We start from the raw sequence: 24,155 nt of genomic DNA, 5'->3' as shown, positions 1-24,155 counted from the left end.
GCCCATTCGAGGAACACCGCGGAACCGGCTTTGCCGGGCCGCAGGTGTTGCCCCCGGAAGGGGGTTGGCGTAGCGACACGAAGTGCGCGCAGCCTGGGGGCGAGCCTTATTTCAGGGCTTTGTAGCGCATGCGCTTGGGCTTGGCGCCCTCTTCGCCCAGGCGCTTCTTCTTGTCGGCTTCGTACTCCTGGTAGTTGCCATCGAAGAAGGTCCACTGGCTGTCGCCTTCGGCCGCGAGGATGTGCGTGGCGATGCGGTCGAGGAACCAGCGGTCGTGGCTGATCACCATGACCGTGCCGGCGAACTCGAGCAGCGCGTCTTCCAGCGCGCGCAGGGTTTCCACGTCGAGGTCGTTCGACGGTTCGTCCAGCAGCAGCACGTTGCCGCCCGCGATCAGCGTCTTGGCCAGGTGCAGGCGGCCGCGTTCACCGCCCGACAGCGTGCCGACCTTCTTCTGCTGGTCGGCGCCGTTGAAGTTGAAGCGGCCCGCGTAGGCGCGGCTGGCCATCTGGAACTTGCCGACGTTGATGATGTCGAGCCCGCCCGAGATGTCTTCCCACACGGTCTTCTGGTCGGCCAGAGCGTCGCGCGCCTGGTCGACGAAGGCCATCTTCACGGTCTGGCCGATGGTGACCTCGCCCGAATCCGGCTTCTCCTTGCCCGCCAGCAGCTTGAACAGCGTCGACTTGCCGGCGCCGTTCGGGCCGATGATGCCGACGATGGCGCCGGCCGGCACGTTGAAGCTCAGGTTGTCGATCAGCATGCGGTCGCCGAAGGACTTGCTGACGTTCTTGAACTCGAACACCTGGCTGCCCAGGCGGTCGGCCACGGGAATGAAGATTTCCTGCGTTTCGTTGCGCTTCTGGTATTCGACGTCGCTCAGCTCCTCGAAGCGGGCCAGGCGCGACTTGCTCTTGGCCTGGCGCGCCTTCGGGTTCTGGCGCGACCACTCGAGTTCCTTCTTCAGGGCCTTGGCATGGGCTTCCTCGCTCTTCTGCTCCTGCGCCAGGCGCTCGCCCTTCTGCTCGAGCCAGGTGCTGTAGTTGCCCTTCCATGGAATGCCGCGGCCGCGGTCCAGTTCGAGGATCCACTCGGCGGCGTTGTCGAGGAAGTAGCGGTCGTGGGTGATGGCCACCACGGTGCCGGGGAAGCGCTGCAGGAACACTTCGAGCCATTCGACCGATTCGGCGTCAAGGTGGTTGGTCGGTTCGTCGAGCAGCAGCATGTCGGGCTTGCTCAACAGCAGGCGGCACAGCGCCACGCGGCGCTTTTCACCGCCCGAGAGCACGCCGATCTTGGCGTCCCAGGCCGGCAGGCGCAGCGCGTCGGCGGCGATCTCGAGCTGGTGCTCGGAGTCGGTGCCGGCGGTGGCGATGATGGCTTCGAGCTCGGCCTGCTCGGCCGCAAGCGCGTCGAAGTCGGCGTCTTCGGCTGCGTACAGCTCGTAGACCTCTTCCAGGCGCTTCTTGGCGGCGTTGACGGCGCCCATCGATTCCTCGACCGATTCGCGCACCGTGTGCTCGGGGTTGAGCTTGGGCTCCTGCTCCAGGTACCCGATGGTCAGGCCGGGCATGGGCAGCGCCTCGCCCTCGATTTCCTTGTCGACGCCCGCCATGATCTTGAGCAGCGTGGACTTGCCCGAGCCGTTCAGGCCGAGCACGCCGATCTTGGCGCCGGGGAAGAAGGACAGCGAAATGTCTTTCAAGATCTGCCGCTTGGGCGGCACGGTCTTGCTGACACGGTTCATCGAATAGACGTATTGAGCCATGTGTGGTTTTGTTACCTTGGGTAGCGGGATTCGAGGGAATGCGCGGCCGCCGGAATGGAGCCATTCGGGCGCGGCAAACCACCGATTATCGACTCATGCGACAATAGGCTCCGTTGCCGGGTCCAGTTGCCCGCAACACCGGCTCTCTGCCGGGGACGAAGAAAGCTCCATTTCAACCCTTTTGCGAGGGCGGACTTTCCGGCTCCCACCCCTGACCCTCATCTGCCTTGACTGGCTCGGCGTCAACAAGACGCCAAGCGGGCCGATGCCACTGCGCCGTGTATGGCGCTTATTGTTTTCAATGACTTTTGACGAACTGAAGCTGGCTCCCGCCATCTTGAAGGCTGTGCACGAGCACGGTTACGACACCCCCACCCCCATCCAGGCGCAAGCCATCCCCGCCGTCCTCGAGGGCCACGACCTGCTCGGCGGCGCCCAGACCGGCACCGGCAAGACCGCCGCCTTCACGCTGCCGATGCTGCACAAGCTCACCATGAGCCGCAGCGCCACCAACAAGTTCGGCGGCACCGGCATCCGCGCCCTGGTGCTGACCCCCACCCGCGAACTCGCCGCTCAGGTCGAGGAATCTGTGCGCACCTACGGCAAGTACCTGCAGCTGAGCTCCACCGTGATCTTCGGCGGCGTGGGCATGAACCCGCAGATCAGCAAGCTCAAGAGCGGCGTCGACATCCTCGTGGCCACCCCCGGCCGCCTGCTCGACCTGCAGCAGCAGGGCATGCTCGACCTGGGCCAGGTCCAGATGCTGATCCTCGACGAAGCCGACCGCATGCTCGACATGGGCTTCATCCACGACGTGAAGAAGGTTCTGGCGCTGGTGCCCAAGGAAAAGCAGAGCCTGCTGTTCTCGGCCACCTTCAGCGACGAGATCCGCGACCTGGCCGCCACCCTGCTGCGCAACCCGCAGAGCATCCAGGTCACGCCGCGCAACACCACGGTGCAGCGCATCACCCAGGTGATCCACCCCGTGGGCCGCGGCAAGAAGAAGGCGCTGCTCGCGCACATCATCAACGAGAACAAGTGGAGCCAGGTGCTGGTGTTCACGCGCACCAAGTTCGGCGCCAACAGCGTGGCCGAATTCCTCACCAAGAACGGCATCGAGGCGATGGCGCTGCACGGCAACAAGAGCCAGAGTGCACGCACGCAGGCGCTGGCCGGCTTCAAGAGCGGCGAGTTGCGCGCGCTGGTTGCCACCGACATCGCCGCGCGCGGCATCGACATCGACGAGCTGCCGCACGTCGTGAACTACGAGATCCCGAACGTCAGCGAAGACTACGTGCACCGCATCGGCCGCACGGGCCGCGCCGGCTCCAGCGGCGAGGCCGTGAGCTTCGTGTGCCTGGACGAGGAAGGCTTCATGCAGGAGATCGAGCGCTTCACCAAGCAGACGATTCCCGTGCAGGTCATCGAGGGCTTCGGCCCCGAGGAAGGCGAGCGCGCCGAGCCCATCGCCATGGGCCGCCAGACCATCTGGGGCGGCGCCGGCCGTCCGCCGAGCCGCGAAGTCATGCAGGCGGCCGCCAAGGCCGCGCGCACCGAGATGCTGCAGCGCATCCGCGAGAACAAGGCTGGCCAGGGTGGCGGCAACGGCGGTGGCGGCGGCCAGCGCCGTGGCGGCGGCCAGGGTGGCAACGGCCAGGGCCGCAATGCCAATGGCGGCGGCCAGGGTCAAGGACAAGGCCAGGGCCCGCGCGGCCAGGGCGCGCGTCCGCAACAGCAGCCGCGCAACCCGCAGGGTCCGGCACGCGCTCCGCAGCATCACCATCACGCTCCGCACGAGGAGCGCCAGCCGCGCCATCACGGCAACAGCCACAGCCCGACGCAGGCCAACCAGGTCGCGCACCTGCGCGCCGAATCGGTCGGAGGCGGCGCCGGCCAGCCCGATCCGCTGCGCACCAGCGTCGACCACATGGGCGGCCGCGGTCGCGGCGGCCGCTCGGGCGGCGGTGGCTACGGTGGCGGCGGTGGTGGCCGTCGCTCGGGTGGCGGTGGCGGCTACGGCGGTGGCAACCGCTCCGGCGGCGGCGGTGGCCGTTCGTTCGGCCGCTGAGATCCGCCGGTAGCGCCAGCCTGCTACCGCCAGGAATCGGAAGAGGGCATCCGGCACACCGCCGGGTGCCCTTTTTTCATGGGGTTTTCCTGCGCCGCGGCACAGGGCGGCCGGACGACGACTCAAGACACAATCGTCACGCCATGCAATACATCCCGCCCAACTACGCCACCCTCTTCGTAGCCACCTGCAACGTCCTCAATCTCGCGGCCCCGAACCGCGTGTACTACGAGAACCAGGACGCCTACACCGAGCGCGAGTACGAGCGGAAGATCGATTGGACCGGCGAGCGTTTCCATGCGCTCAATGCCGACGTGCTGGCGGTGCAGGAGGTGTGGGACGAATCGGCGCTGAAGGCCTGCATCGCGCGCAGCGGCCTGCGCTACGACTTCATCTCGGTGCCCGGCGCGGAGAACACGCCGCCGCCCGGCAGCCCCGAGGGTACGCTCGCGCGACCGGGCGCACAGGGCACGCCGCGCGTGGGCATCGCGACGCGGCTGAAGGTGGACGAGGTCCGCTCCTTCGTCGACTTTCCGCCCGGCTTCGGCGTCGATGTGCCTGGGCTCGGTCCGCACACGCGCTTCGAGCGGCCTCCCCTGCTCGCCACGGTTCGCATGAAGCACGGCCAGCAGGTGCACGTACTTACGGTGCACCTGAAGTCCAAGCGCCCCAAGTTCCTGCAGGACGCGCAGGGCAACCCGCTGGAAGACCGCGACGACCGCAAGGTGGGCGTGATGGCTTCGCTGCGCTCGCTGCTGATGCGCGGCGCCGAGGCCGCCGCCCTGCGCTGCATCGTGATCGACCTGCTGCAGGGCACCAACGTGCCGCTGGTGGTGATGGGCGACTTCAACGACAACCCGCACAGCGTGACCACCCAGCTCGTGGCCGCCACCTCCGAGGTGGCCTACGACAAGGCGGCGCGCGACGTGGCCCTCTTCAACGCCTACGAGATGCAGGGCGAGTCGGCACTCAAGAAGGACGTGGCCTATTCGCACATCCACCAGGGCTACCCGGACGTGCTCGACCAGATCTTCGTGAGCGAGGAATTCGTCGCCACCAGCCGGCACAGCCTGGGCGACGTGCGGCGCGTCGACTACTTCAACGACCACCTGCACGAAGGGCGCGACCGCTCGCGCTCGGACCACGGCTTCGTGCGCGCCCTGCTGCGGCTGCGCACGTAGCCACGATCGGGCTCAGCCCATGCGGCGGCCGGTCTGCCGATCGAACAGGTGCACGTTCTCCGACTCGATGGCGAGCCGCACGATGTCGTCGGGCCCGGCATCGACCCGGCCGTGCACCGCGAGCACCAGCCTGGCCTCGCCGACCTGCACCAGCAGTTCGGTCTCGGCGCCGGTAGGCTCCACGACGACGACCCTGGCTTCCACGCCGTGCGAGCCGCCGCCCAGCGTCATGTCGCCGGGGCGGATGCCGTAGTGCACCGGCTGGCCGTCGGGCACCGCGGTCGCGGCCGGAACCGGCCAGCGCGCACCCTGCGACTCGACCCAGCATTCCCCGCCCGAGCGCCGCACCGTGCCCTCGATGACGTTCATCGAGGGCGAACCGATGAACTGCGCGACGAAGAGGTTGTCGGGGCGGTCGTACAGCTCCAGCGGCGTGCCGATCTGCTCGATGATGCCGTCGTGCATCACGACGATGCGGTCGGCCATGGTCATGGCCTCGATCTGGTCGTGCGTCACGTAGACGGTGGTGGTCTTCAGCCTCTGGTGCAGCGCCTTGATCTCGGCGCGCATCGCCACGCGCAGCTTGGCGTCGAGGTTCGACAGCGGCTCATCGAAGAGAAACACCTTCGGGTCGCGCACGATGGCGCGGCCCATGGCCACGCGCTGGCGCTGGCCGCCCGAGAGTTCGCGCGGATAGCGGCCCAGCAGCGCGTCGAGGTTGAGGATCTTCGCGGCCTTGGCCACGCGCTCGTCGGTTACCGACTTGTCGGCGTTGCGCAGCCGCAGGCTGAAGCCCATGTTCTCGCCCACCGTCATGTGCGGATAGAGCGCGTAGCTCTGGAACACCATCGCGATGTCGCGGTCCTTGGACTCGAGATCGTTGACCACGCGGCCGTCGATGACGATCTCGCCGCCGCTGATGTCCTCCAGGCCCGCGAGCATGCGAAGCAGCGTCGACTTGCCGCAGCCCGAGGGGCCGACCAGCACGACGAACTCGCCGTCGGTGATGTCGAAGCCCAGGCCCTTGATGATCTGGACCTTGCCGAAGGATTTCTGGATATTGCGAAAGGATACGGATGCCATTTTTTCGTTTCCTGCGTGGGCTCTTTCAGCTCTTGACTGCGCCGGCGGTTATTCCGCCGACCATGTAGCGCTTGAATGCGTAATAGATCGCCGCCGGGGGCAGCGCGTAGATCAGGCCGGTGGCCATCAGCAGCTCCCACGGCGAATCGTCGGCCGAGAGGAAGTTGCCCAGCGCCACGGCCAGCGTCACGCTCTTGTCGTTGGACAGCAGCAGGAAGGCGTAGAGGTACTCGTTCCAGGCCAGCAGCAGCGAATACGTGCCCACGGCCACCAGCGAAGGCACCATCAGCGGCAGGTACACGAGGCGGAACAGCTGCAGCGGCGAGGCGCCGTCCATGCGCGCGGCCTCGTCGAGCTCGTAGGGCAGCTTGTCGGAGGCCTGCTTCAGCACCCAGATGCAGTACGGCGAAGCGATCGTCACCATCGCGAGGATCAGCGCCCACTGGCTGTTGAGCAGGCCGTAGTTGCCCATGGTCTTGTACATGGGCACCGCGAGGAAGGCCGCCGGGATGAAGTAAGTGAACAGCGCCATGTTCATCACCGTGCGCCCGCCGCGCACGCGCAGCCGGCTGATGGCGAACGCCGCCGTGGTCGCCACGAAGAGCGTGAGCGCGCCCACCGACAGCGCGATCAGCAGTGAGTTCCACAGCTGCAGCCAGAAGTGGTCGAGGTAGAAGTGCTTCTGCTGGAACACGATGCGGAAGTTGTCCAGCGTCGGACTCTTGGGCCACAGGTGGCCCGAGGTCGCGGAGTCCTTCGACGAGATCGCGAACAGCACCATGTGGTAGACCGGGATCAGCGTCCACAGCAGCACCGGAATGCCGATGAGCAGCAGCCGGGCCTCGGTGAGCACGGCTCTTGGTGTCCAGCGCTTCATTTCGAGAGCCTCTTCATCATGAAGTAAACCAGCGGCAGAACGAGCGGCATCGCCACCACGATGGAAGCCATCGACAGGTCGACCTGGTCGAGGCGCAGGTAGCGGATGCCCAGCGTGGCGAGCACGTGCGTGAGGTCGGCGGGGCCGCCGCCGGTCAGCAGGTAGACGCTGTTGAAGTCGCCCAGCGTCCAGATCATCGAGAGGATGAGCGAGGTGATGTAGAGCGTCTTCAACGCCGGCCAGCTCACGAAGCGGAACTTCTGCCACGACGAGGCGCCGTCGACGGAAGCAGCCTCGTACTGCTCGGTGGGAATGGCCAGGCGGCCCGCCACGAGGATGAGCGTCCAGAACGGCAGCGACTTCCAGATGTGCACGATCATCGCGAAGGCCAGCGCCAGCGAGGGATCGTTGAGCCAGTTGGGGCCGTCGGCGCCGGTCAGGCGGAAGATGGTGCTGTTGATCACGCCCCACTCCGGGTTCAGCATGAAGCGGATCGACAGGATCGTGGGAATGGAGGGCATCGCCCACGGCAGGATGAAGATCGCCGAGACGATCTTGATCCACCAGCGCGATGTCACGAAGAAGCCCGAGAGCACGAGTGCCACGAGCATCTTGAGGTTGATCGCCACGACCAGGAAGATGGCCGTGTTGATCACGGAGCGGAAGAAGATCGGGTCTTCGACCAGCTTCACGTAGCTTTGCGGATGGCGGGCGAGCCAGAGGCCGTAGCCCACCGGGTACAGCACGAACACCACGAACACCAGCAGGTAGGGCACGACCATGACCGCGCCCCAGAACTGCCAGCGCGCATGCCGCGCTCCGGGATTGACGACAGGCGCCGAAGTACTCGGCGCGGCGGCGGAGGCAGTTGCACTGCTCATGGCGTGCTGCTGGTGGTGAACGTGCCGACGGGTACCGTGCGTGCGCGGCTTACTGGCCCGCCACCGTCTTGATGCGGGCGATCATCTCGTCCACCGCCTTGTCCACCGGCACCTTGTCGGTGACGATGCGGCTCATGGCCTTGGCCCAGACGTTCTCGTTGTTCAGCACGGTGAACTTGTAGTTCTTCGTGAATTCGAAGGTCACGGTGCCGGCGGCGTACTGGTTGTAGACCGAGAGGCGGTGCGGGTCTGCCTTCCAGAAGTCACGCTGCTGCGCGGCCTTGGTCACCGGGAACCAGCGGCCCAGCGAGCCTTCGACGTACGGCGTCAGGTTCTCTTCCTGCATCAGGAACGAGACGAACTCCTTGGCGCGGGCCTTGTTCTTCGCGTCCTTGAACACCACGCCGGTCTTCACGGCCGTGCGGTAGACCATCTTGCTGCCATCGGGCTTGTTCGGGAAGCCGGCCGTGCGGATGCGCTCGGTGTAGTTCTTGCGCGCCTCTTCACGCTGCTCGGGCGTGAGCGATGCGTTGTTCGAGTCGTCGAGCCACTTGGCGGCGATGGAGATGGTCGCGTTGTGCGTCATCACGGTCGTCTTGTTGTGGAACGCGACGTTGTTGTCCGGGTCCTTCCAGCTGGTGGAAGAAGGCGGCGTGCAGCCCTTGACGTAGGGCGTGGTGTAGTCGGTCATGGCGCCGATGAGGCCGGTGCGCACCTTCGGGTCGTCGACCAGCAGCTTGCCGTTGTCGTCCACCAGCTTGACGTTGTAGGCGTCCATGAAGGTCAGGAACGAATAGAACGCGTCGCTCGAGTCCACGCCCATCGGCATGCCGATGCCGAAGTTGCGCTTTCCGCTCTTCTGGCGGCTGGCTGGCTGCACTTTCTCGCACCAGAACGACCAGTAGTCCTTCCAGCCGGTGGGAATGTCGGACTCCTTGAACCCGGCTTCGGCCAGCATGTCGAGCCAGTACTCGATGTGCATGGTCTGCTGCTTGATCGGGAAGGCGTAGTACGCCTTGCTCTTGGTCTGGTCGTTGTAGAGGTAGGTGGTCTCCAGCGTGTTGGGCGCGAAGCGGGCCTTCATGGGCGTGAGCACGCTGCTGATGTCCTCGAGCTTGCCGTCGTAGGCCCACTTGCCCGTGACCTGGAAGTCGTAGACGTCGGCGTACGCCACGTCGGGCGGGCTGCCCGAGTCGAGCGCGGACACGGTCTTGGGGATCATGTCCTGGATCGGGTACTGCGAGAGTTCGATCTTGACGTTCTTGTTCTTCTCTTCGAACTTCTTGATGGCGGCGAACAGTGCGTCGTCCTCCGCCTTGTAGAAGCCCTTGACCCACCAGACGGTGAGTTTCTCCTGCGCGGCGACGTGGCCTGCCGACAGCAGGCCCATCGCGACCAGCGTCGGCGCGATCAGCGACTTGACGAATTTCATGGACGTTGTCTCCTTCTCTTCTGGGGTGGAATCTGCTCGGCGCGCGAGCGTGGGGGGTGAAAGAACCGGAAGTGGACCGTGAGCGCCGCCAGTGCGCCTGGCTGGCTAACTGGCCCTGAGCCTGGGTGGCGGCCTGCTCAGCCGCGGCAGCCGGCGGCGCGAGCCGAGCACGTCCTCGATGTCCTGGCGGGCGCCGTCGATGAGCCGGAGGATCGCGCGTTCCGCGACGTCGGGGTCGTGCGCGATCACCGCGTCGAGCACAGCGCGGTGCAACGGCAGCGAGAGCGTGGGGCCGTCGGGCTTGGTTGTCGATATCTCGAAGCTGGTGCGCAGCAATGCGTTGAGCACCTTGCTCATCTGCGCAATCATCCTGTTGCGCGCGGCCCCCAGCAGGCCGTTGTGAAAGCGCAGGTCGAAGGTGACGTAGTCGCCGCCGTTCTCCACGGCTTCCTTCATGCCGGCGTAGGCACGCTCGATTTCGTCGATGTCTTCCGCGGTGGCCCTCTCCGCGGCCAGCCGCACCGCCGCCGGCTCCACCGCGCGGCGCAGGTCCTGCAGGTCGCGCAGGAACTCGGGCGTGAGGCCGGCACGCGCCTGCCAGGTGATGACGTCGGGGTCGAACCAGTTCCACTTGTCCTTGGGCAGCACGCGCGTGCCGACCTTCGGCCCGGTCACGATCAGACCCTTGGCCACCAGCGACTTGATGGCCTCTCGCACCACGGTGCGGCTCACGCCCAGCTCCTCGCCGAGCACGGGCTCGGACGGGATGGATGCACCGATCGCATAGCGGCCCGACACCACGGCTTCACCGAGGAGTTCGAGCGTGCGACCGTGGATGTTCTTGATCATGCGTGATGTGAAAACTGGTATCCCGTCGCTCGAAAACACTAAGGGTCCGGCGCGTTGTTCGCGCTTATCATATGATGATTGAAACGCTCTATCGGCAGGACAAACCCTGAGGATCGGGCGCAGGTTTCGACAACAAAGAGAGACATCCAATGAGCACCGCCCCCAGGAAGAAACCCGAAGAACTCCGCAGCCAGCAATGGTTCGGCCGGCACGATCGCGACGGCTTCATCTACCGAAGCTGGATGAAGGGCAAGGGCGTTCCGCACGACCAGTTCGACGGCCGCCCGGTCATCGGCATCTGCAACACCTTCAGCGAACTCACGCCCTGCAACTCGCACTTCCGCACGCTCGCGGAGCAGGTGAAGATCGGCGTGTACGAAGCTGGCGGCTTCCCGCTCGAGTTCCCGGTGATGTCGCTCGGCGAGACGCTGCTGCGTCCCACCGCGATGCTGTATCGCAACCTCGCGAGCATGGACGTGGAGGAAAGCATCCGCGGCAACCCGCTCGACGGCGTGGTGCTGCTCATGGGCTGCGACAAGACCACCCCCGCGCTCATGATGGGCGCGGCCAGCGTCGACCTGCCGACCATCGGCGTGTCGGGCGGCCCGATGCTCTCGGGCAAGTGGCGCGGGCAGGAGCTCGGCTCGGGCACCGGCGTGTGGCAGATGAGCGAGCAGGTGCGCGCAGGCACGCTCAAGCTGCAGGAATTCTTCGAGGCCGAGAGCTGCATGCACCGCAGCCACGGCCACTGCATGACGATGGGCACCGCCAGCACCATGGCGAGCATGGTCGAGTCGCTGGGCATCGGCCTGCCGGGCAACGCGGCCTACCCTGCCGTGGACGGCCGCCGCAACGTGCTGGCGCGGCAGGCGGGCCGGCGCATCGTCGGCATGGTGCATGAAGACATGAACATGTCGAAGATCCTCACGCGCCAGGCCATCGAGAACGCGATCAAGGTCAACGCGGCCATCGGCGGCTCGACCAACTTCGTGATCCACCTGCTGGCCATCGCGGGGCGCATGGGCGTCGAACTCACGCTGGAAGATTTCGACCGCCTCGCCTCCGAGCTGCCCTGCCTGGTGAACCTGCAGCCCTCGGGCCAGTTCCTGATGGAAGACTTCTGCTACGCGGGCGGCCTGCCGGTGGTCATCAAGGAGATCGCCGAGCACCTGCACAAGGACGTGATCACCGCCACCGGCCAGAGCCTGTGGGAGAACGTGAAGGACGCCGAGAATTTCAACCCGCAGGTCATCCGCCCCCTGGCCGAGCCCTTCAAGGACAAGGCCGGCATCTGCGTGCTGCGCGGCAACCTCGCGCCCAACGGCGCCATCATCAAGCCCAGTGCGGCCACGCCGGAACTGCTGGTGCACAAGGGCCGCGCGGTGGTGTTCGAGAGCGCCGACGACCTGCACAGGCGCATCGACGACGAAAACCTCGACATCGACGAGAACTGCATCATGGTGCTCAAGAACTGCGGGCCCAAGGGTTACCCCGGCATGGCCGAGGCAGGCAACATGCCGCTGCCGCCGAAGGTGCTGCGCAAGGGCATCACCGACATGGTCCGCATCAGCGACGCGCGCATGAGCGGCACGGCCTACGGCACCGTGGTGCTGCACACCGCGCCCGAGGCGGCAGCGGGCGGCCCTCTGGCGCTGGTGCAGGACGGCGACATCGTCGAGCTCGACGTGCCCAACCGCAGGCTGCACCTGCACGTGAGCGACGAAGAGCTGGCGAAGCGCCGCGAGAAATGGGTCGCGCCCAAGGCGCCGCTGGAATCCGGTTACTGGAAGTTGTATGTCGATACGGTGCTGCAGGCCGACCAGGGAGCAGACCTGGCCTTCCTGCGCGGTCGCCGCGGTGCCTTCGTGCCGCGCGACAATCACTAGATGACAAGACTGGTTGCAATCGACTGGGGCACGAGTTCACTGCGCGGCGCGCTGCTTGACGCCAGCGGCAAGGTGCTTGAAGAGCGCAACGATGCGCGCGGCATTCTCACGGTGCCCGAAGGCGGCTTTCCGGCCGTCTTCGACAAGCTCTTCGGCGACTGGATGCGCCTCGAAGGCGCGCGCTGCCTGATCTCCGGCATGGCCGGCAGCAAGCAGGGCTGGGTGGAGGCGCCCTACTGCGCCTGCCCCGCCGGCCGCGTCGAAGTGGGCCGCCGCATCATCGACATCGACGCCGTTCCGGGTGCGCGCATCGCGATCGTGCCGGGCCTGAGCGACGAGCACGCCGGCGTGCCCGACGTGATGCGCGGCGAGGAAGTGCAGATCTTCGGCGCGATGGAGCTCACCGGCCTGAGCGAAGGCGTCTTCGTGCTGCCCGGCACGCACAACAAGTGGGCCTCGGTGAAGAAGGGCCGCGTCGCCGGCTTCCGCACCTACATGACGGGCGAGTTCTACGCGCTGCTGAGCCAGCATTCGATACTGGCGCGCACGCTCGATGCGGCCTCGCCGCTCGACGAAGCGGCCTTTCTCGAAGGCGTGACCCGCTCCGAGAACGGACACGGCCTGCTGCACAACGCCTTCGGCACCCGCACGCTGGCGCTGTTCGAGCGCATGCCGAAGGAGGAGCTGTCGAGCTATCTCTCGGGCCTGCTGATCGGCGAGGAGCTGCGCACGCAGGCGCTGCAGGCGTCGGGCGAAGTGATTCTGATCGGCTCGTCCAACCTCACCGAGCGCTACACGCTGGCCCTGCGCGCCACCGGTGTCGCCACGCGCACGCTGGGCGCCGAGGCCACCTGGGCCGGACTGCACGCGCTGTCCGGCTTTCTCGATTCCTCCGACAGAATTCCCGCATGACCTCCCCCACCCCTCTCGAAAAATTCGACGCCGCGACGCGCGAGCTGCCGCTGGTGGCCATCCTGCGCGGCCTCACGCCCGCCGAAGCGGCCGACGTTGGCGACGCCATCGTCGAGCCCGGATTCCGGCTGCTCGAAGTGCCGCTGAATTCGCCGCAACCGCTGGAAAGCATCGCGCTGATGCGCAAGCGCTTTCCGCAGGCGCTGGTCGGCGCCGGCACGGTGCTCGGCGCGCAGCAGGTGCGCGATGTGCATGCGGCGGGCGGCGAGCTGATCGTCTCGCCCAACTTCAACGCCGAAGTCATCGCCGAGGCCGTGCGCCTGGGCATGGTGTGCCTGCCGGGCGTGATGACGCCGACCGAGGCCTTCGGCGCGCTCGCGGCCGGCGCCTCCGGGCTCAAGCTGTTCCCGGCCGAGCTGGCCTCGCCCGCCGTGGTGAAGGCATTGCTGGCCGTGCTGCCGGCCGGCACGCCGGTGATGCCCGTGGGCGGCATCTCGCCCACGAACATGGCCGAATGGCGCACAGCCGGTGCCGCCGGCTTCGGCATCGGCTCCTCGCTCTACAAGCCCGGCAAGCAGGCCGCGGCCGTGCGTGAAGATGCCGACAGGTTCGTCGCGGCCTGGAAGGGCCTCGTCCGCACCTGACTGGCGCGCCTGACCGACCCACATCAAAGAAGAAACGGAGACCCCACCGATGTCCGCCGATGCCATCTACGCCAGCCCCGCCGTGCGCAAGCTGCGCGAAGACCTCGCCCTCGCCTTGCGTGCAGCCGACCATCACGGACTGTCGGAAGGCGTCTGCAATCACTTCAGCGTGATGCTGCCGGGCGCGCAGGACCGCTACCTCATCAACCCGCGCGGCCTGCACTGGAGCGAGATCGGCCCCGACGACATCGTGCTGATCGACGTGCACGGCGAGGTGCTGGCGGGCCGTCACCGCGTGGAGCCGACCGCCCTCTTCATCCACGGCGCGGTGCACCGGCTCACCGGCCACGCGGTGGTGCTGCACTGCCACATGCCCTACGCCACGGCGCTGACGATCACGGTCGACCGCGCGCTCGACCCGACCGCGAGCCAGAACGCGATGCGCTACATGAACCGCATCGCCATCGACGCCGAGTACAACGGCCTGGCGCTCGACGACGCCGAGGGCGAGCGCATCGCCCGCGCGATGGCCGGCAAGGACGTGGCCTTTCTCGCGAACCACGGCGTGATCGTGGCCGGCGGCTCCATCGCCCATGCCTACGACGATCTCTACTACCTGGAGCGCGCCTGCCTGCACCAGGTGATCGCGCAATCGACCGGCCGCCCGCTCGTGCCGGTCAACCCGAAGCTGGCCTCCCACGTGGCGGCGCAGATCCAGGGCGAGCGCGAGCAGTCCGACCTGTTCTTCGAGGCACTGCGCCGCCTCCTGCCTGCGCCGTCGCGCGGCTGAACCTTCGGCCGATAGAGCCTATGGCCTACCCGCGGACGATGTTCCGCGGTGCAAACTCCATTCACAATTGTGTCTCGCCTGTGCCGCGCTTTGCGCGCACCGGCTTACAGCTCTTCATCCGATTTCGCTCGAGCCTTACACCAACTTAACAAAGGGCCGCGAGGATGAGGCTTCCAACTCATAACCGGGGGATCACATGAAACAGCTTACTTTTGCATTCGGCGCCGCGGCCCTGATCTCGCTGGCCGCATTCACCGCACCGGCACAGGCACAGACGGGCGGCTCCTTCATCCAGGCGCAGGTGTACGTCGTGCCGGCACCGCCGCCGCCCCGCCGCTACTACGCGCCGCCGCCTCCGCCGCGCCACTACTACGGCCCCGGCTACCGCCGCGACCACTATTACGACCGCCGCTGGGACGACCGCCGCCGCTACGGCCGCCGGGACAACGACGGCGACGGTGTTCCCAACCGTTACGACCGTCGTCCCAACAACCCCTACCGCTACTGATCGACATGAAGACCCGGGCCGCGCGCCCGGGTCTTCGTCCATTCAGGCCGCGCCCGGTGCGCCCGCGTAGGGCGGCGTGGGGCTCGACAGGCCCTGCTTGAGCTGCCGCGAAGTCTCGTCGGCCAGCACTTCGGGCTGCCCCGCTTCGAGACCGGCCAGCGCCTGGCGCGCGACGTCGTCGGGCGATGCCTTGGGCGTGCCCTGCACGTGCGCCGCCATGTCGGTGTCCATGTAGCCCACGTGCAGGCTAGTGACCCGCGTGCCCTGCCCGGCCAGTTCGTTGCGCAGGCCGTTGCTCAGCGACCATGCCGCCGACTTGGTCGCGCTGTAGGTCGCCACGCTCGGGAAGGTGGTCCAGGCCAGCGCCGACAGCACGTTGATCACGCCACCGCCGCCGTTGGCCGCGAGCACCGGCGCAAAGGCCTGTGTGAGCGCCCAGGGGCCGAAGAAGTTGGTTTCGAACTCGGCGCGCGCCGCCGCCACCGCGTCGGGCGAACCGAGGAAGCTGGAGCCGCGCGAGATGCCCGCGTTGTTGACCAGCACCGTCACGTCGCCGCAGGCGCGCACGGCCGCCTCGATCTGCGCGGGCTGCGTCACGTCGAGCGCCACCGGGGTCACGCCCGGCAGGTCGATGCTCTTGGGGTCGCGCGCCGCACCATAGACCTTGCGCGCGCCCGCTGCGAGCGCGGCCTTCGCGAAGGCGAGACCGAGGCCGCGATTGGCGCCGGTGATGAAGACCACGGAGTCCTTGATTTTCATGACGAGTCTTTCGTTGGTTGGTTGGTTGCTTGCTTGGTGAATGAATCGATGGATGGATTTCAGGCCTGCGCCATGCGCCGCAGCAGCCCGCTGGTGGTGCGCGGCCAGCCCACGCGGCCGAACCAGGCCCCGCCCGCGATGGCCGACGCGATCACGACGCCGTACACCGCCAGCGCCACGCCCTGCGCCGCAAACACGCCGGTGAGCCCGCCGCCCCAGCGCAGCGCCAGCCAGCCGCCCGTGCCCGCCACCGCGAGCCGCGCGATGTTGCCGAGCACCGGCCACAGCAGCCGGCCCGCGCCCTGCGACGCGAAGTAGAGAACCAGCCCGACGCCGAACAGGCCGTACATGGGTCCGACCACCCGCAGGTAGTGCGCGCCGGTCTCCAGCATCGCCGGGTCGTTACCGAAGAGCAGCAGCCACGGACGCGGGAACAGCGCCGCCGCGAGGCCGATGGCTTCGGTCAGCGCGAAGGCCAGCGCCGCGCCGGCCCAGGTGGCGCGCAATGCCCGCTCACGGAGCCCCGCTCCCATGCAGGTACCGACCATCGCAACCAGCGGCGCACCCAGGCCGAACACCAGCGGCACCAGCAGGTATTCGAGCCGCGAGGCCGTGCCGTAGCCGGCCAGAGCGCCCGAGCCGAAATGCCCGGTCAGCGCGGTGGCGATGCCGATGGAAAGATTGGTCGCCACCGTCGACACCGCGCCCACCAGGCCGATGCGCAGGATGTCGCGGAACAGCGGCCAGCGCAGCTTCAGCGCGTCGAGCGTGGGCTTGAGCAGGCTGCGCGGCGAGCGCAGATAGGCGATGAGCGCGATAGAGCCCAGCAGGTAGTACAGCAGCAGCGCGATCGCGCCGCCCGCGATGCCCATGCCCGGCAGCGGCCCGAAGCCGAAGATCAAGAGCGGCGACGCCGGAATGAGGAACACCACGCCCACCACCGTCACGTTGGCCGGCACAGACATGTTGCCTGTGCCGCGGATGATGGCGCCGAGCGAGTTGAAGAGCCACACCAGCGTCGCGCCCGCGAAGACCCAGTTGGAATACGTGAGCGCGGCTTCCAGCGCGGCCCCGGTGCCGCCCATCACGCCGTAGAGCCAGCGCCCGCCCAAAAGCAGCGCCAGCGTGAAGCACAGGCCGAAGCCCAGCGCGATGACGATGGCGTGCCACACCAGCGCATCGGCGTCGTCGCGGCGGCGCGCGCCGAGCGCCCGGGCGATGGACGAGGCGATGCCGCCGCCCATGGCGCCGCTGGAGGTCATCTGCATCAGCATCACGATGGGAAACACCAGCGCCATGCCGGCGAGCGCATCGGTGCCGAGCTTGCCGACGAAGTAGGTCTCGATGAGGCCGACGGAGGCCTGCGCCACCATCACCAGCACATTGGGCGCGGCCAGGCGCAGCAGCGTGGGGACGATGGGCGCCTCGAGCAGGCGGCGCGTGCGCGGGTCGAGTTCGGTGGTGCCGTGGGGTGCGGTCATGGCTGGGGCCTTGGCGGGTTCAGGCACGGGCCGCGGCGGGCGTGGCCGGGGAGCCGGACTTCGCGGCCGGACGGCGGATGGTCATCACGATCAGCGCCGCCACCAGGCAGGCTGCGCCGGCGGTGTAGAGCGCCGGGGTGTAGGTGAGCAGCAGCGTGCGGGCAAAGCCCGCGCCGTACGCGGCCGTGGCGGCGCCCAGCTGGTGCGCGGCGAAGACCCAGCCGAACACCAGGCCGACCTTGGCCGGGCCGAAGGTTGCGCCCGCGAGCTTGACGGTCGGCGGCACGGTGGCGATCCAATCGAGACCGTAGAACATCGCGAAGATGCCGAGGCCGTAGATGGTGAATTCGGAATGCGGCAGCCAGAAGAGCGACAGCCCGCGCAGGCCGTAGTACCAGAAGAGCAGCTTGCGGTTGTCGTAGCGGTCCGAGAGCCAGCCCGAGAGGATCGTGCCGACGAAGTCGAAGGCCCCCATCATCGCGAGCACCGATGCTGCCGGCACGGCGCTCATGCCGTAGTCGCCGCACAGCGAGATGAAGTGCGTCTGCACCAGGCCGTTGGTGCTCAGGCCGCAGATGAAGAAGGTGCCGGCCAGGACCCAGAAGGTGCGGTTGGTCGAGACTTCCTTCAGCACGCGAAAGGGCGTGGCGAAGTTCATCGCGGGCGCGGCTGCGGCGGGCGCCGCGGGCTGCGTGCCGGGTGCCTCGCCGTAGGGCAGCAGGCCAACGTCGGAGGGCCGGTTGCGCATCAGCAGCAGCGCCAGCAGGCCGATGAGGATGGTGCCGATCACGATCGGCACGATGGCCGAGCGCCAGCCCCAGTGCTCGATCATCCAGGCCGCCAGCGGCAGGAAGGCCAGTTGCCCCGTCGCCGAACTCGCAGTGAGCATGCCCACCACCAGCCCGCGCCGCGCGACGAACCAGCGGTTGGCCACCACTGCGCCGAGCACCAGCGCCGTCATGCCGGTACCCAGGCCCAGCATCAGGCTCCAGAGCACGAAGAGCTGCCAGAGCTGCGAGGCCATGGTGACCAGCGCCATGCCCAGCCCGACGAGCGCGAGGCCGGTGCAGACCACCGCGCGCAGGCCATAGCGCTCCATCAGCACGGCGGCGAACGGCCCCATCAGCCCGAAGAGCGCGAAGCGCAGTGCCAGCGACGAGGAGATCTGCTCGGTGCTCCAGCCGAATTCCTTGCCCAGCGGCTGCAGCATGGCGCCGGGCAGGCCCAGCGCGGCCGACATGGTCAGCATGGTGAGGAAGGTGATGGCGGCGACGATCCAGCCGTAGTGGATGCCGCGGCGCTGCAGCCACGCGGAAACGGAGTTGGCGAACATGGGGCCTCTGCTGTTGGAATTGAATGGGAGGAAAAAAAGGCGAAACGGGGCCCTCGCGCGCCTGTGCGCACGATTGAGCGAATGGGTGTGGGTGAAGAAAGGTTGGGGGGTCAGTCGTCGCTGGCGTGCTCTTCCTCGCCGCCCAGCAGCTCCATGGCCTCGTCGATCAGCAGGTGCAGCGCGAGCACGCGCTCCACGCCCAGCAACGCATTCAGCTTCTGCTGCGCGGTCTTCCAGTGCGCCAGCGCTTCGCGCCGCTTGACCTCGCCTTCCTCGGTGAGCTGCACCAGCCGGCTGCGCGCATCGGCGCCGGCACCCTGCGCGATCCAGCCCGCGACGATCAGCGGCTGCAGGTTGCGGCTCAGGGTGGAGGCAGTCATCTTGAGCTCGGCCGCCAGGTCGACGGGACGCGAGGGACCGAGCCGCGCGAGGTGCGACAGCAGCGAGTACTGCGTGGTCTTGAGGCCGCTTTGCGAAACCTCGGCGTCGTAGTGCTGCGAGAGGCGTCGCGAAAGCTGTCGCACCTTGAAGCTGGTGCAGCCGCGTGGCTTGGCGGGAGTGTCCATAGGCTATTATTGTATGTGCAACTATTGCATATGCAATCAACATCCCGGCACAAAGCCCCCAGAAGGAACACAGGCATGACACAAGCCACCAGCCAGCTCGACGCATGGATCGCCGAGGAACAGAAGATCACCGGCCGCCTCGAGGCCGGCCCGGGCCCCGGCCTCGCCCGCCCCGACCAGATCGCCGGCAAGACCGGCCTGGAGATCATGCAGGCGATGCTCAACGGCGACATTCCCTACGCCGCCATCGCCAAGACGCTGGACTTCACGATCATCGAGGCGCGCCTTGGCGTGGCCATTTTCCAGGGCACGCCGCTGCCGCAGCACCTGAACCCGCTGGGCACCATCCACGGCGGCTGGGTCGCGACGATGCTCGATTCGGCCCTGGGCTGCTCGGTCCACACGATGATGCCGCCCGGCCGCGCCTACACCACCGCCGAACTCGGCGTCAACTACGTGAAGGGCCTCACGCCCAAAGTGCAGCGCGTGCGCGCGGAAGGCAAGGTGATCCACTGCGGCAAGCAACTCGCCACCGCCGAAGCCCGCCTCTACGGTCCCGACGGCACGCTGTACGCGCACGCGACGACCACCTGCCTCGTCTTCGAGGTGCCGCCGGCGCGTTGAGCCGCGAGGCCAGCGGGCGAAGGCGGACTGCAGTAGGCCTTCAACCTGTAAGTCCAAAGGCGTCGCGATCCAGGGCGGCCAGTGATAATTATTCTCATCCGGCGGCCGCAACACGCGACACCGGCGGCGACATCATCCGCTGCCGGCGCCGGAGCTTTCTAGAACACCCGCTCCTGGAGGATCCTCATGACCGAACAACGCTCGCGCGTCCAAGGCCGCGCCGCGCGCGCACTGCTTGGCGCAGGCGCCGCGTGGCTGGCCGCCACCGCCCTGCCCGCGCAGGCCGCCGAAGAACTCACGCTCTACACGACGCGCGAGCCCGCGCTGATCCAGCCTCTCATCTCGGCCTTCAGCGCCCAGAGCAACATCAAGGTCAACACCGTCTTCGTGAAGGACGGCCTGCTGGAGCGCGTCAAGGCCGAAGGCGCCCGATCCCCCGCCGACGTGCTGATGACGGTGGACATCGGCAACCTGATGGACCTCGTCGACGGCGGCGTGACGCAGCCCGTGAAGTCGGCCGCGCTCGAGTCGGCCATTCCGGCCAACCTGCGCGGCGCCGACGGCCAGTGGTTCTCGCTCTCGATGCGCGCACGCGTGCTCTACGCCGACAAGAGCCTGCCGCTCACCAGCTTCCGCTATGAAGACCTGGCCAACCCCAAGTACAAGGGCAAGGTCTGCATCCGCGCCGGCCAGCATCCCTACAACACCGCACTCGTGGCCTCGCTGATCGCGCACGACGGCGAAGCCAAGGCCGAGCAGTGGCTGCGCGGCGTCAAGGCCAACCTGGCGCGCAAGGCCACCGGCGGCGACCGCGACGTGGCGCGCGACATCCTCGGCGGCATCTGCGACGTGGGCCTGGCCAACTCGTACTACGTCGGCCAGATGAAGAGCGCCAAGGAAGGCACCGACGCGCGCAAGTGGGGCGACGCCATCAAGGTGGTGCGCCCGACCTTCGCCAATGCCAAGAGCGGCGGCACGCACGTCAACATCAGCGGCGCGGCCGTCGCGAAGAACGCGCCGCAGCGTGCCAACGCGGTCAAGCTGCTCGAGTTCCTGGTATCGGAACCGGCCCAGGCCCTCTACGCTCAGGCCAACTACGAGTACCCGGTGCGCAAGGGCGTGGCGCTCGACCCGATCATCGGCCAGTCCATCGGCGAGCTGAAGGTCGACCCGCTGCCGCTGACCGAGATCGCGAAATACCGCAAGCAGGCGAGCGCGCTTGTGGACAAGGTTGGCTTCGACCAGTGACATCGACGAGCGCCGGGCATGCCTGCCGGCGACTGACTGAATGAGTCTCCTGCGGCGCCAGCCGCCGGGCCTGCAAGCCGCCGGCCCGGCCTGGCGCTGCGCGTCGTTCCTGATCGCCATCGGCGTGCTCGCGCCGGTGCTCACGCTGGCGTGGCTGGCCTTCGGCTCGGGCCTCGGCCACTGGGGGCCGCTCTTCGCGCACGTGCTGCCCCAGGCGGCGCTCAACACGGCCGTGCTGCTTGCCGGCGTGGGCGCGCTGGTGCTGGTGATCGGCACCGGCTGTGCCTGGCTGGTGACGGCGCACGACTTCCCCGGCCGCGGTACCCTGCACTGGGCCCTGCTGCTGCCGCTGGCGATGCCGACCTACATCGTCGCCTTCGCCTACCTCGACCTGCTGCACCCCATCGGCCCGGTGCAGGGCGCGATCCGCTGGATGCTCGGCTTCGACAGTCCGCGCCAGTTCCGCCTGCCCGACCTGCGCTCGATGCCCGGCGCGATCTTCGTGCTGGGCTTCGTGCTCTATCCGTACGTCTACATGACGGCGCGCGCGATGTTCATGACGCAGCCGGCGCATCTGATGGAAGCGGCGCGCATGCTCGGCGAGAGCCGGCGCGGCGCCTTCTTCCGCGTGGCACTGCCGCTGGCGCGTCCTGCACTGGCCGTGGGGCTGAGCCTTGCGCTGCTCGAAACGCTCAACGATATCGGCGCTTCCGAGTTCCTCGGCGTGAACACGCTGACGGTGGCGGTCTACACCACCTGGATCACGCGCTCCGACCTCGCGGGCGCCGCGCAGATCGCCTGCGCGATGCTGTTCGTGGTGATCGCGCTGGTCTGGCTGGAGCGCAACGGCCGGCGTCACCAGCGCTTCGGCTCGGCGCAGCGAATGCGCGCGGTGCAGCCACGCAGGCTGCACGGAGCCGCGGGCTGGGCCGCGATGGCGGCCGCCTCGCTGCCGGTGCTGATCGGCTTCGTGGCGCCTGCCCTCTACCTGGTCTGGGAAAGCGCCAAGCGGCTGCGCCAGGGTGGCGGCATCTCGCAGGGGCTGGTCGCGAGCCTGGGCAATACGCTGGCACTGGCCACGGGCGTCACCGCCGTCGCGGTGGCAGCCGGGCTGGTCGTCGCGTGGGCCGCACGCAGCCAGGGCTCGGGGCCCGCGCGCGCGCGTTGGCAGGCGCGCGCCGCGACGCTGGGCTATGCGGTGCCGGGCACGGTGCTGGCCATCGGGCTGCTCACGCCGGCTCTGGCCTTCGATTCGGCGCTGGCCGCGGCCTTCGGCCTGCAGGGCCTGCCTCTCATGAGCTGCGGCGTGGTGCTGGTCGTGGCCTGCGCGATCCGCTTTCTTGCCATGCCGGTCGGCGGCATCGAGGCCGGCCTCTCGCGCATTCCGCCCGCCATCGAGCAGGCCTCGCGCCTGCTCGGCGAAACCACCGCCGGTACGCTGCGCCGCGTGCACCTGCCGCTGCTGCGGCCCGCCATGGCGGCCGCCGCGCTGCTGGTGTTCGTCGACGCCATGAAGGAGCTGCCCGCCACGCTGCTGCTGCGGCCCGCCAACTTCGACACCCTGGCCACCTGGCTGTACGCCGAGGCCGCGCGCGGCACGTACGAGGAAGGCGCCATCGCCGCGCTCGCCATCGTGCTGGCCGGCCTGCTGCCCGTGGTGCTGCTGGCGCGCAACCAGCTGGGCGCACCTTCGGCCACACTGGCTCCCGAGAAGACATGACATGAGCTCCCCACTGCACCTCGATGCGATCAGCCTCGCCTACGACACGCCGCGCGGCCTGCACACCGTCGTCGACGGCTTCTCGCTGGCGCTGGACGCGGGCGACATCGCCTGCCTGTTCGGCCCTTCCGGCTGCGGCAAGACGACGGTGCTGCGCGCCATCGCGGGCTTCGAGCCGGTGCGCGCCGGCACGATCCGCCTCGGCGAGGTGCTGCTGTCGTCCGCGCAGAAGCACCTGCCGCCCGAGCAGCGGCGCGTGGGCATGATGTTCCAGGAGTACGCACTGTTCCCGCACCTTTCGGCGGCGAAGAACGTGGCCTTCGGCCTGCGCCGGCTGGGCCGCGCCGAACAACAGTCGCGCGTCGTCGAAATGCTCGCGCTGGTCGGTCTCGCCGATGCGGGCGAGCGCTATCCGCACGAGCTTTCCGGGGGCCAGCAGCAGCGCATCGCGCTGGCCCGCGCGCTCGCACCTTCGCCCGCCCTGCTGCTGCTCGACGAGCCCTTCTCCAACCTCGACGGCGGCACGCGCGAACGGCTGACCGTGGAAGTGCGCGACATCCTGAAGCAGGCGGGGCAGACGGCCATTCTCGTCACGCACAACGAGGCCGAGGCGCATGCGATGGCGGACCGCATCGGCGTGATGCACGGCGGGCGCATCACGCACTGGCTAGATACGACGGCCGTCGATCCCATCTAGCACAAGGCGCCCGTTTCCCTAATGGGCTTTTCGGGAAAAGGTTGTTCAGGACCGCAAGAATCGCCGCGATCCAGACACAACCGATCCAGAAAGCGGAGAGCCCCATGCCCCAGCAATCCCTCACCCTCGTCAGCCACCTGCTTTGCCCGTACGTGCAGCGTGCCGCGATCGCGCTGCACGAGAAGGACGTGCCCTTCGAGCGCGTCGTGATCGACCTTGCCAACAAGCCGCAGTGGTTTCTCGACATCTCGCCGCTCGGCAAGGTGCCGCTGCTGAAGGTGCGCAGGCCCGACGGAGGTGAGGCCGTGCTGTTCGAGAGCAACGTGATCTGCGAGTACCTGGAAGAAACCCAGCCCGGCGCTCGCCTGCACCCCGAGGACCCGCTCGCCCGCGCCGAACACCGCGCATGGATGGAGTTCGGCTCGGCCATCCTCGGCGACCTCTGGGGCTACGAGACCACGCAGGAGGCGGCGGTGTTCGAACAGAAGCGCCAGGCACTGCTCACCAAGTTCCAGCGCGTGGAAGCGGCGCTGGGCCAGGGCCCTTACTTCGCGGGCGGCAGCTTCAGCCTCGTCGACGCGGTCTTCGCGCCGGTGTTCCGCTACTTCGAGGTGTTCGATGCGATCAGCGACTCGCACATCTTCGACGCCCTGCCCAAGGTCGATGCATGGCGCAAGGCGCTGGCCGTGCGCCCCAGCGTTCGGGACGCGGTGGTGCCCGAGTACCCGCAGCACCTGATGGAGTTCCTGAAGCGCCACCAGGCCCACCTGCTGACACTGGCCGCTTGATCGCCGCGCCGGGAGGCCCACAATAGCGGGCTTCCCTCTCCACGACCACGAACAAGGCAC

22 protein-coding genes are annotated in these 24,155 nt (G+C 67.9%); 12 read left to right on the top strand and 10 right to left on the bottom strand.

Features of this window, described 5'->3' with window-relative positions; translation table 11 throughout:
* Positions 1-106: 106 nt before the first annotated feature.
* Positions 107-1,768 (bottom strand): energy-dependent translational throttle protein EttA, encoded by a 1,662-nt coding sequence (gene ettA, locus ABL844_RS10475; RefSeq protein WP_126024130.1) that lies wholly within the window; start codon positions 1,766-1,768, stop codon positions 107-109.
* A gap of 301 nt (positions 1,769-2,069) precedes the next feature.
* On the opposite strand from ettA, the gene ABL844_RS10470 reads away from it, so the two are divergent.
* Positions 2,070-3,836 carry a DEAD/DEAH box helicase gene (locus ABL844_RS10470; RefSeq protein WP_418131201.1) on the top strand — a complete coding sequence of 589 codons (1,767 nt, stop codon included), beginning with the start codon at positions 2,070-2,072 and terminating at the stop codon, positions 3,834-3,836.
* A 143-nt stretch (positions 3,837-3,979) separates the two neighbouring features.
* On the top strand, positions 3,980-5,017 hold the full coding sequence (locus tag ABL844_RS10465) for an endonuclease/exonuclease/phosphatase family protein (protein ID WP_418131200.1): 1,038 nt from the start codon (positions 3,980-3,982) through the stop codon (positions 5,015-5,017).
* A gap of 12 nt (positions 5,018-5,029) precedes the next feature.
* On the opposite strand, the gene ABL844_RS10460 is transcribed toward ABL844_RS10465, so the two are convergent.
* From ABL844_RS10460 to ABL844_RS10440, 5 genes are all read right to left on the bottom strand, one after another.
* Positions 5,030-6,100 (bottom strand): ABC transporter ATP-binding protein, encoded by a 1,071-nt coding sequence (locus ABL844_RS10460; protein ID WP_126024127.1) that lies wholly within the window; start codon positions 6,098-6,100, stop codon positions 5,030-5,032.
* Between the two features lie 25 nt (positions 6,101-6,125).
* Positions 6,126-6,977, bottom strand: a complete 852-nt coding sequence (locus tag ABL844_RS10455; RefSeq protein ID WP_126024126.1) for a carbohydrate ABC transporter permease — start codon at positions 6,975-6,977, stop codon at positions 6,126-6,128.
* The gene (locus ABL844_RS10450; protein WP_126024125.1) at positions 6,974-7,858 is read right to left on the bottom strand and encodes a carbohydrate ABC transporter permease; all 885 of its coding nucleotides are present in this window, start codon (positions 7,856-7,858) and stop codon (positions 6,974-6,976) included. Before ABL844_RS10450 ends, ABL844_RS10455 begins: the two co-directional genes overlap by 4 nt.
* A gap of 49 nt (positions 7,859-7,907) precedes the next feature.
* Positions 7,908-9,290: an ABC transporter substrate-binding protein gene (locus tag ABL844_RS10445; protein WP_418131199.1), complete on the bottom strand. Its 1,383-nt coding sequence runs from the start codon at positions 9,288-9,290 to the stop codon at positions 7,908-7,910.
* A gap of 105 nt (positions 9,291-9,395) precedes the next feature.
* Positions 9,396-10,139, bottom strand: a complete 744-nt coding sequence (locus ABL844_RS10440; protein WP_126024123.1) for a FadR/GntR family transcriptional regulator — start codon at positions 10,137-10,139, stop codon at positions 9,396-9,398.
* A 149-nt stretch (positions 10,140-10,288) separates the two neighbouring features.
* Between ABL844_RS10440 and ABL844_RS10435 the strand changes: the two genes are divergently transcribed.
* From ABL844_RS10435 to ABL844_RS10415, 5 genes are all read left to right on the top strand, one after another.
* Positions 10,289-12,025 carry an IlvD/Edd family dehydratase gene (locus ABL844_RS10435; protein ID WP_126024122.1) on the top strand — a complete coding sequence of 579 codons (1,737 nt, stop codon included), beginning with the start codon at positions 10,289-10,291 and terminating at the stop codon, positions 12,023-12,025.
* Positions 12,026-12,937: a 2-dehydro-3-deoxygalactonokinase gene (locus tag ABL844_RS10430; RefSeq protein ID WP_418131198.1), complete on the top strand. Its 912-nt coding sequence runs from the start codon at positions 12,026-12,028 to the stop codon at positions 12,935-12,937.
* Entirely contained in the window at positions 12,934-13,581 is a 648-nt protein-coding gene (locus ABL844_RS10425; RefSeq protein ID WP_418131197.1) for a 2-dehydro-3-deoxy-6-phosphogalactonate aldolase, read from the top strand. Before ABL844_RS10430 ends, ABL844_RS10425 begins: the two co-directional genes overlap by 4 nt.
* A 49-nt stretch (positions 13,582-13,630) precedes the next feature.
* Entirely contained in the window at positions 13,631-14,371 is a 741-nt protein-coding gene (locus tag ABL844_RS10420; RefSeq protein WP_418131196.1) for an aldolase, read from the top strand.
* A 196-nt stretch (positions 14,372-14,567) separates the two neighbouring features.
* Positions 14,568-14,879 (top strand): hypothetical protein, encoded by a 312-nt coding sequence (locus ABL844_RS10415; RefSeq protein WP_418131195.1) that lies wholly within the window; start codon positions 14,568-14,570, stop codon positions 14,877-14,879.
* Between the two features lie 42 nt (positions 14,880-14,921).
* Here the strand turns inward: ABL844_RS10415 and ABL844_RS10410 are convergent, their stop codons facing one another.
* From ABL844_RS10410 to ABL844_RS10395, 4 genes are all read right to left on the bottom strand, one after another.
* Positions 14,922-15,638 (bottom strand): SDR family oxidoreductase, encoded by a 717-nt coding sequence (locus ABL844_RS10410; protein ID WP_418131194.1) that lies wholly within the window; start codon positions 15,636-15,638, stop codon positions 14,922-14,924.
* Positions 15,639-15,697: 59 nt separating this feature from the next.
* Positions 15,698-17,119, bottom strand: a complete 1,422-nt coding sequence (locus tag ABL844_RS10405) for an MATE family efflux transporter (RefSeq protein ID WP_418131193.1) — start codon at positions 17,117-17,119, stop codon at positions 15,698-15,700.
* A gap of 19 nt (positions 17,120-17,138) precedes the next feature.
* Entirely contained in the window at positions 17,139-18,452 is a 1,314-nt protein-coding gene (locus tag ABL844_RS10400; RefSeq protein WP_418131192.1) for an MFS transporter, read from the bottom strand.
* Positions 18,453-18,562: 110 nt separating this feature from the next.
* Positions 18,563-19,018, bottom strand: coding sequence for a MarR family winged helix-turn-helix transcriptional regulator (locus ABL844_RS10395; protein ID WP_126024114.1), 456 nt, complete (start codon positions 19,016-19,018; stop codon positions 18,563-18,565).
* Between the two features lie 75 nt (positions 19,019-19,093).
* Here ABL844_RS10395 and ABL844_RS10390 point away from each other — a divergent pair, with 75 nt between their 5' ends.
* From ABL844_RS10390 to ABL844_RS10370, 5 genes are all read left to right on the top strand, one after another.
* A complete protein-coding gene (locus ABL844_RS10390; protein WP_369658837.1) occupies positions 19,094-19,642 on the top strand; it encodes a PaaI family thioesterase in 549 nt (182 codons plus the stop codon).
* A gap of 186 nt (positions 19,643-19,828) precedes the next feature.
* Positions 19,829-20,890, top strand: a complete 1,062-nt coding sequence (locus tag ABL844_RS10385) for a Fe(3+) ABC transporter substrate-binding protein (RefSeq protein WP_418131191.1) — start codon at positions 19,829-19,831, stop codon at positions 20,888-20,890.
* A 40-nt stretch (positions 20,891-20,930) separates the two neighbouring features.
* Positions 20,931-22,610 (top strand): ABC transporter permease, encoded by a 1,680-nt coding sequence (locus tag ABL844_RS10380; RefSeq protein ID WP_418131190.1) that lies wholly within the window; start codon positions 20,931-20,933, stop codon positions 22,608-22,610.
* 1 nt (position 22,611) lies between these two features.
* A complete protein-coding gene (locus ABL844_RS10375; protein ID WP_418131189.1) occupies positions 22,612-23,307 on the top strand; it encodes an ABC transporter ATP-binding protein in 696 nt (231 codons plus the stop codon).
* 104 nt (positions 23,308-23,411) lie between these two features.
* Positions 23,412-24,095, top strand: a complete 684-nt coding sequence (locus ABL844_RS10370; RefSeq protein ID WP_418131188.1) for a glutathione S-transferase family protein — start codon at positions 23,412-23,414, stop codon at positions 24,093-24,095.
* Positions 24,096-24,155: the final 60 nt, after the last annotated feature.

The organism is Variovorax sp. 278MFTsu5.1 (genome assembly GCF_048305045.1).
Taxonomy (GTDB): Bacteria; Pseudomonadota; Gammaproteobacteria; order Burkholderiales; family Burkholderiaceae_C; genus Variovorax; species Variovorax guangxiensis.
Note: the sequence above shows the minus strand (reverse complement) of the source record. Positions and strands in the feature narration are given on the sequence as shown.

Coding starts and splice junctions, on each gene's coding strand:
- ettA (WP_126024130.1), bottom strand. CDS start 1,768: ATGGCTCAATACGTCTATTCGATGAACCGTGTCAGCAAGACCGTGCCG.
- ABL844_RS10470 (WP_418131201.1), top strand. CDS start 2,070: ATGACTTTTGACGAACTGAAGCTGGCTCCCGCCATCTTGAAGGCTGTG.
- ABL844_RS10465 (WP_418131200.1), top strand. CDS start 3,980: ATGCAATACATCCCGCCCAACTACGCCACCCTCTTCGTAGCCACCTGC.
- ABL844_RS10460 (WP_126024127.1), bottom strand. CDS start 6,100: ATGGCATCCGTATCCTTTCGCAATATCCAGAAATCCTTCGGCAAGGTC.
- ABL844_RS10455 (WP_126024126.1), bottom strand. CDS start 6,977: ATGAAGCGCTGGACACCAAGAGCCGTGCTCACCGAGGCCCGGCTGCTG.
- ABL844_RS10450 (WP_126024125.1), bottom strand. CDS start 7,858: ATGAGCAGTGCAACTGCCTCCGCCGCCGCGCCGAGTACTTCGGCGCCT.
- ABL844_RS10445 (WP_418131199.1), bottom strand. CDS start 9,290: ATGAAATTCGTCAAGTCGCTGATCGCGCCGACGCTGGTCGCGATGGGC.
- ABL844_RS10440 (WP_126024123.1), bottom strand. CDS start 10,139: ATGATCAAGAACATCCACGGTCGCACGCTCGAACTCCTCGGTGAAGCC.
- ABL844_RS10435 (WP_126024122.1), top strand. CDS start 10,289: ATGAGCACCGCCCCCAGGAAGAAACCCGAAGAACTCCGCAGCCAGCAA.
- ABL844_RS10430 (WP_418131198.1), top strand. CDS start 12,026: ATGACAAGACTGGTTGCAATCGACTGGGGCACGAGTTCACTGCGCGGC.
- ABL844_RS10425 (WP_418131197.1), top strand. CDS start 12,934: ATGACCTCCCCCACCCCTCTCGAAAAATTCGACGCCGCGACGCGCGAG.
- ABL844_RS10420 (WP_418131196.1), top strand. CDS start 13,631: ATGTCCGCCGATGCCATCTACGCCAGCCCCGCCGTGCGCAAGCTGCGC.
- ABL844_RS10415 (WP_418131195.1), top strand. CDS start 14,568: ATGAAACAGCTTACTTTTGCATTCGGCGCCGCGGCCCTGATCTCGCTG.
- ABL844_RS10410 (WP_418131194.1), bottom strand. CDS start 15,638: ATGAAAATCAAGGACTCCGTGGTCTTCATCACCGGCGCCAATCGCGGC.
- ABL844_RS10405 (WP_418131193.1), bottom strand. CDS start 17,119: ATGACCGCACCCCACGGCACCACCGAACTCGACCCGCGCACGCGCCGC.
- ABL844_RS10400 (WP_418131192.1), bottom strand. CDS start 18,452: ATGTTCGCCAACTCCGTTTCCGCGTGGCTGCAGCGCCGCGGCATCCAC.
- ABL844_RS10395 (WP_126024114.1), bottom strand. CDS start 19,018: ATGGACACTCCCGCCAAGCCACGCGGCTGCACCAGCTTCAAGGTGCGA.
- ABL844_RS10390 (WP_369658837.1), top strand. CDS start 19,094: ATGACACAAGCCACCAGCCAGCTCGACGCATGGATCGCCGAGGAACAG.
- ABL844_RS10385 (WP_418131191.1), top strand. CDS start 19,829: ATGACCGAACAACGCTCGCGCGTCCAAGGCCGCGCCGCGCGCGCACTG.
- ABL844_RS10380 (WP_418131190.1), top strand. CDS start 20,931: ATGAGTCTCCTGCGGCGCCAGCCGCCGGGCCTGCAAGCCGCCGGCCCG.
- ABL844_RS10375 (WP_418131189.1), top strand. CDS start 22,612: ATGAGCTCCCCACTGCACCTCGATGCGATCAGCCTCGCCTACGACACG.
- ABL844_RS10370 (WP_418131188.1), top strand. CDS start 23,412: ATGCCCCAGCAATCCCTCACCCTCGTCAGCCACCTGCTTTGCCCGTAC.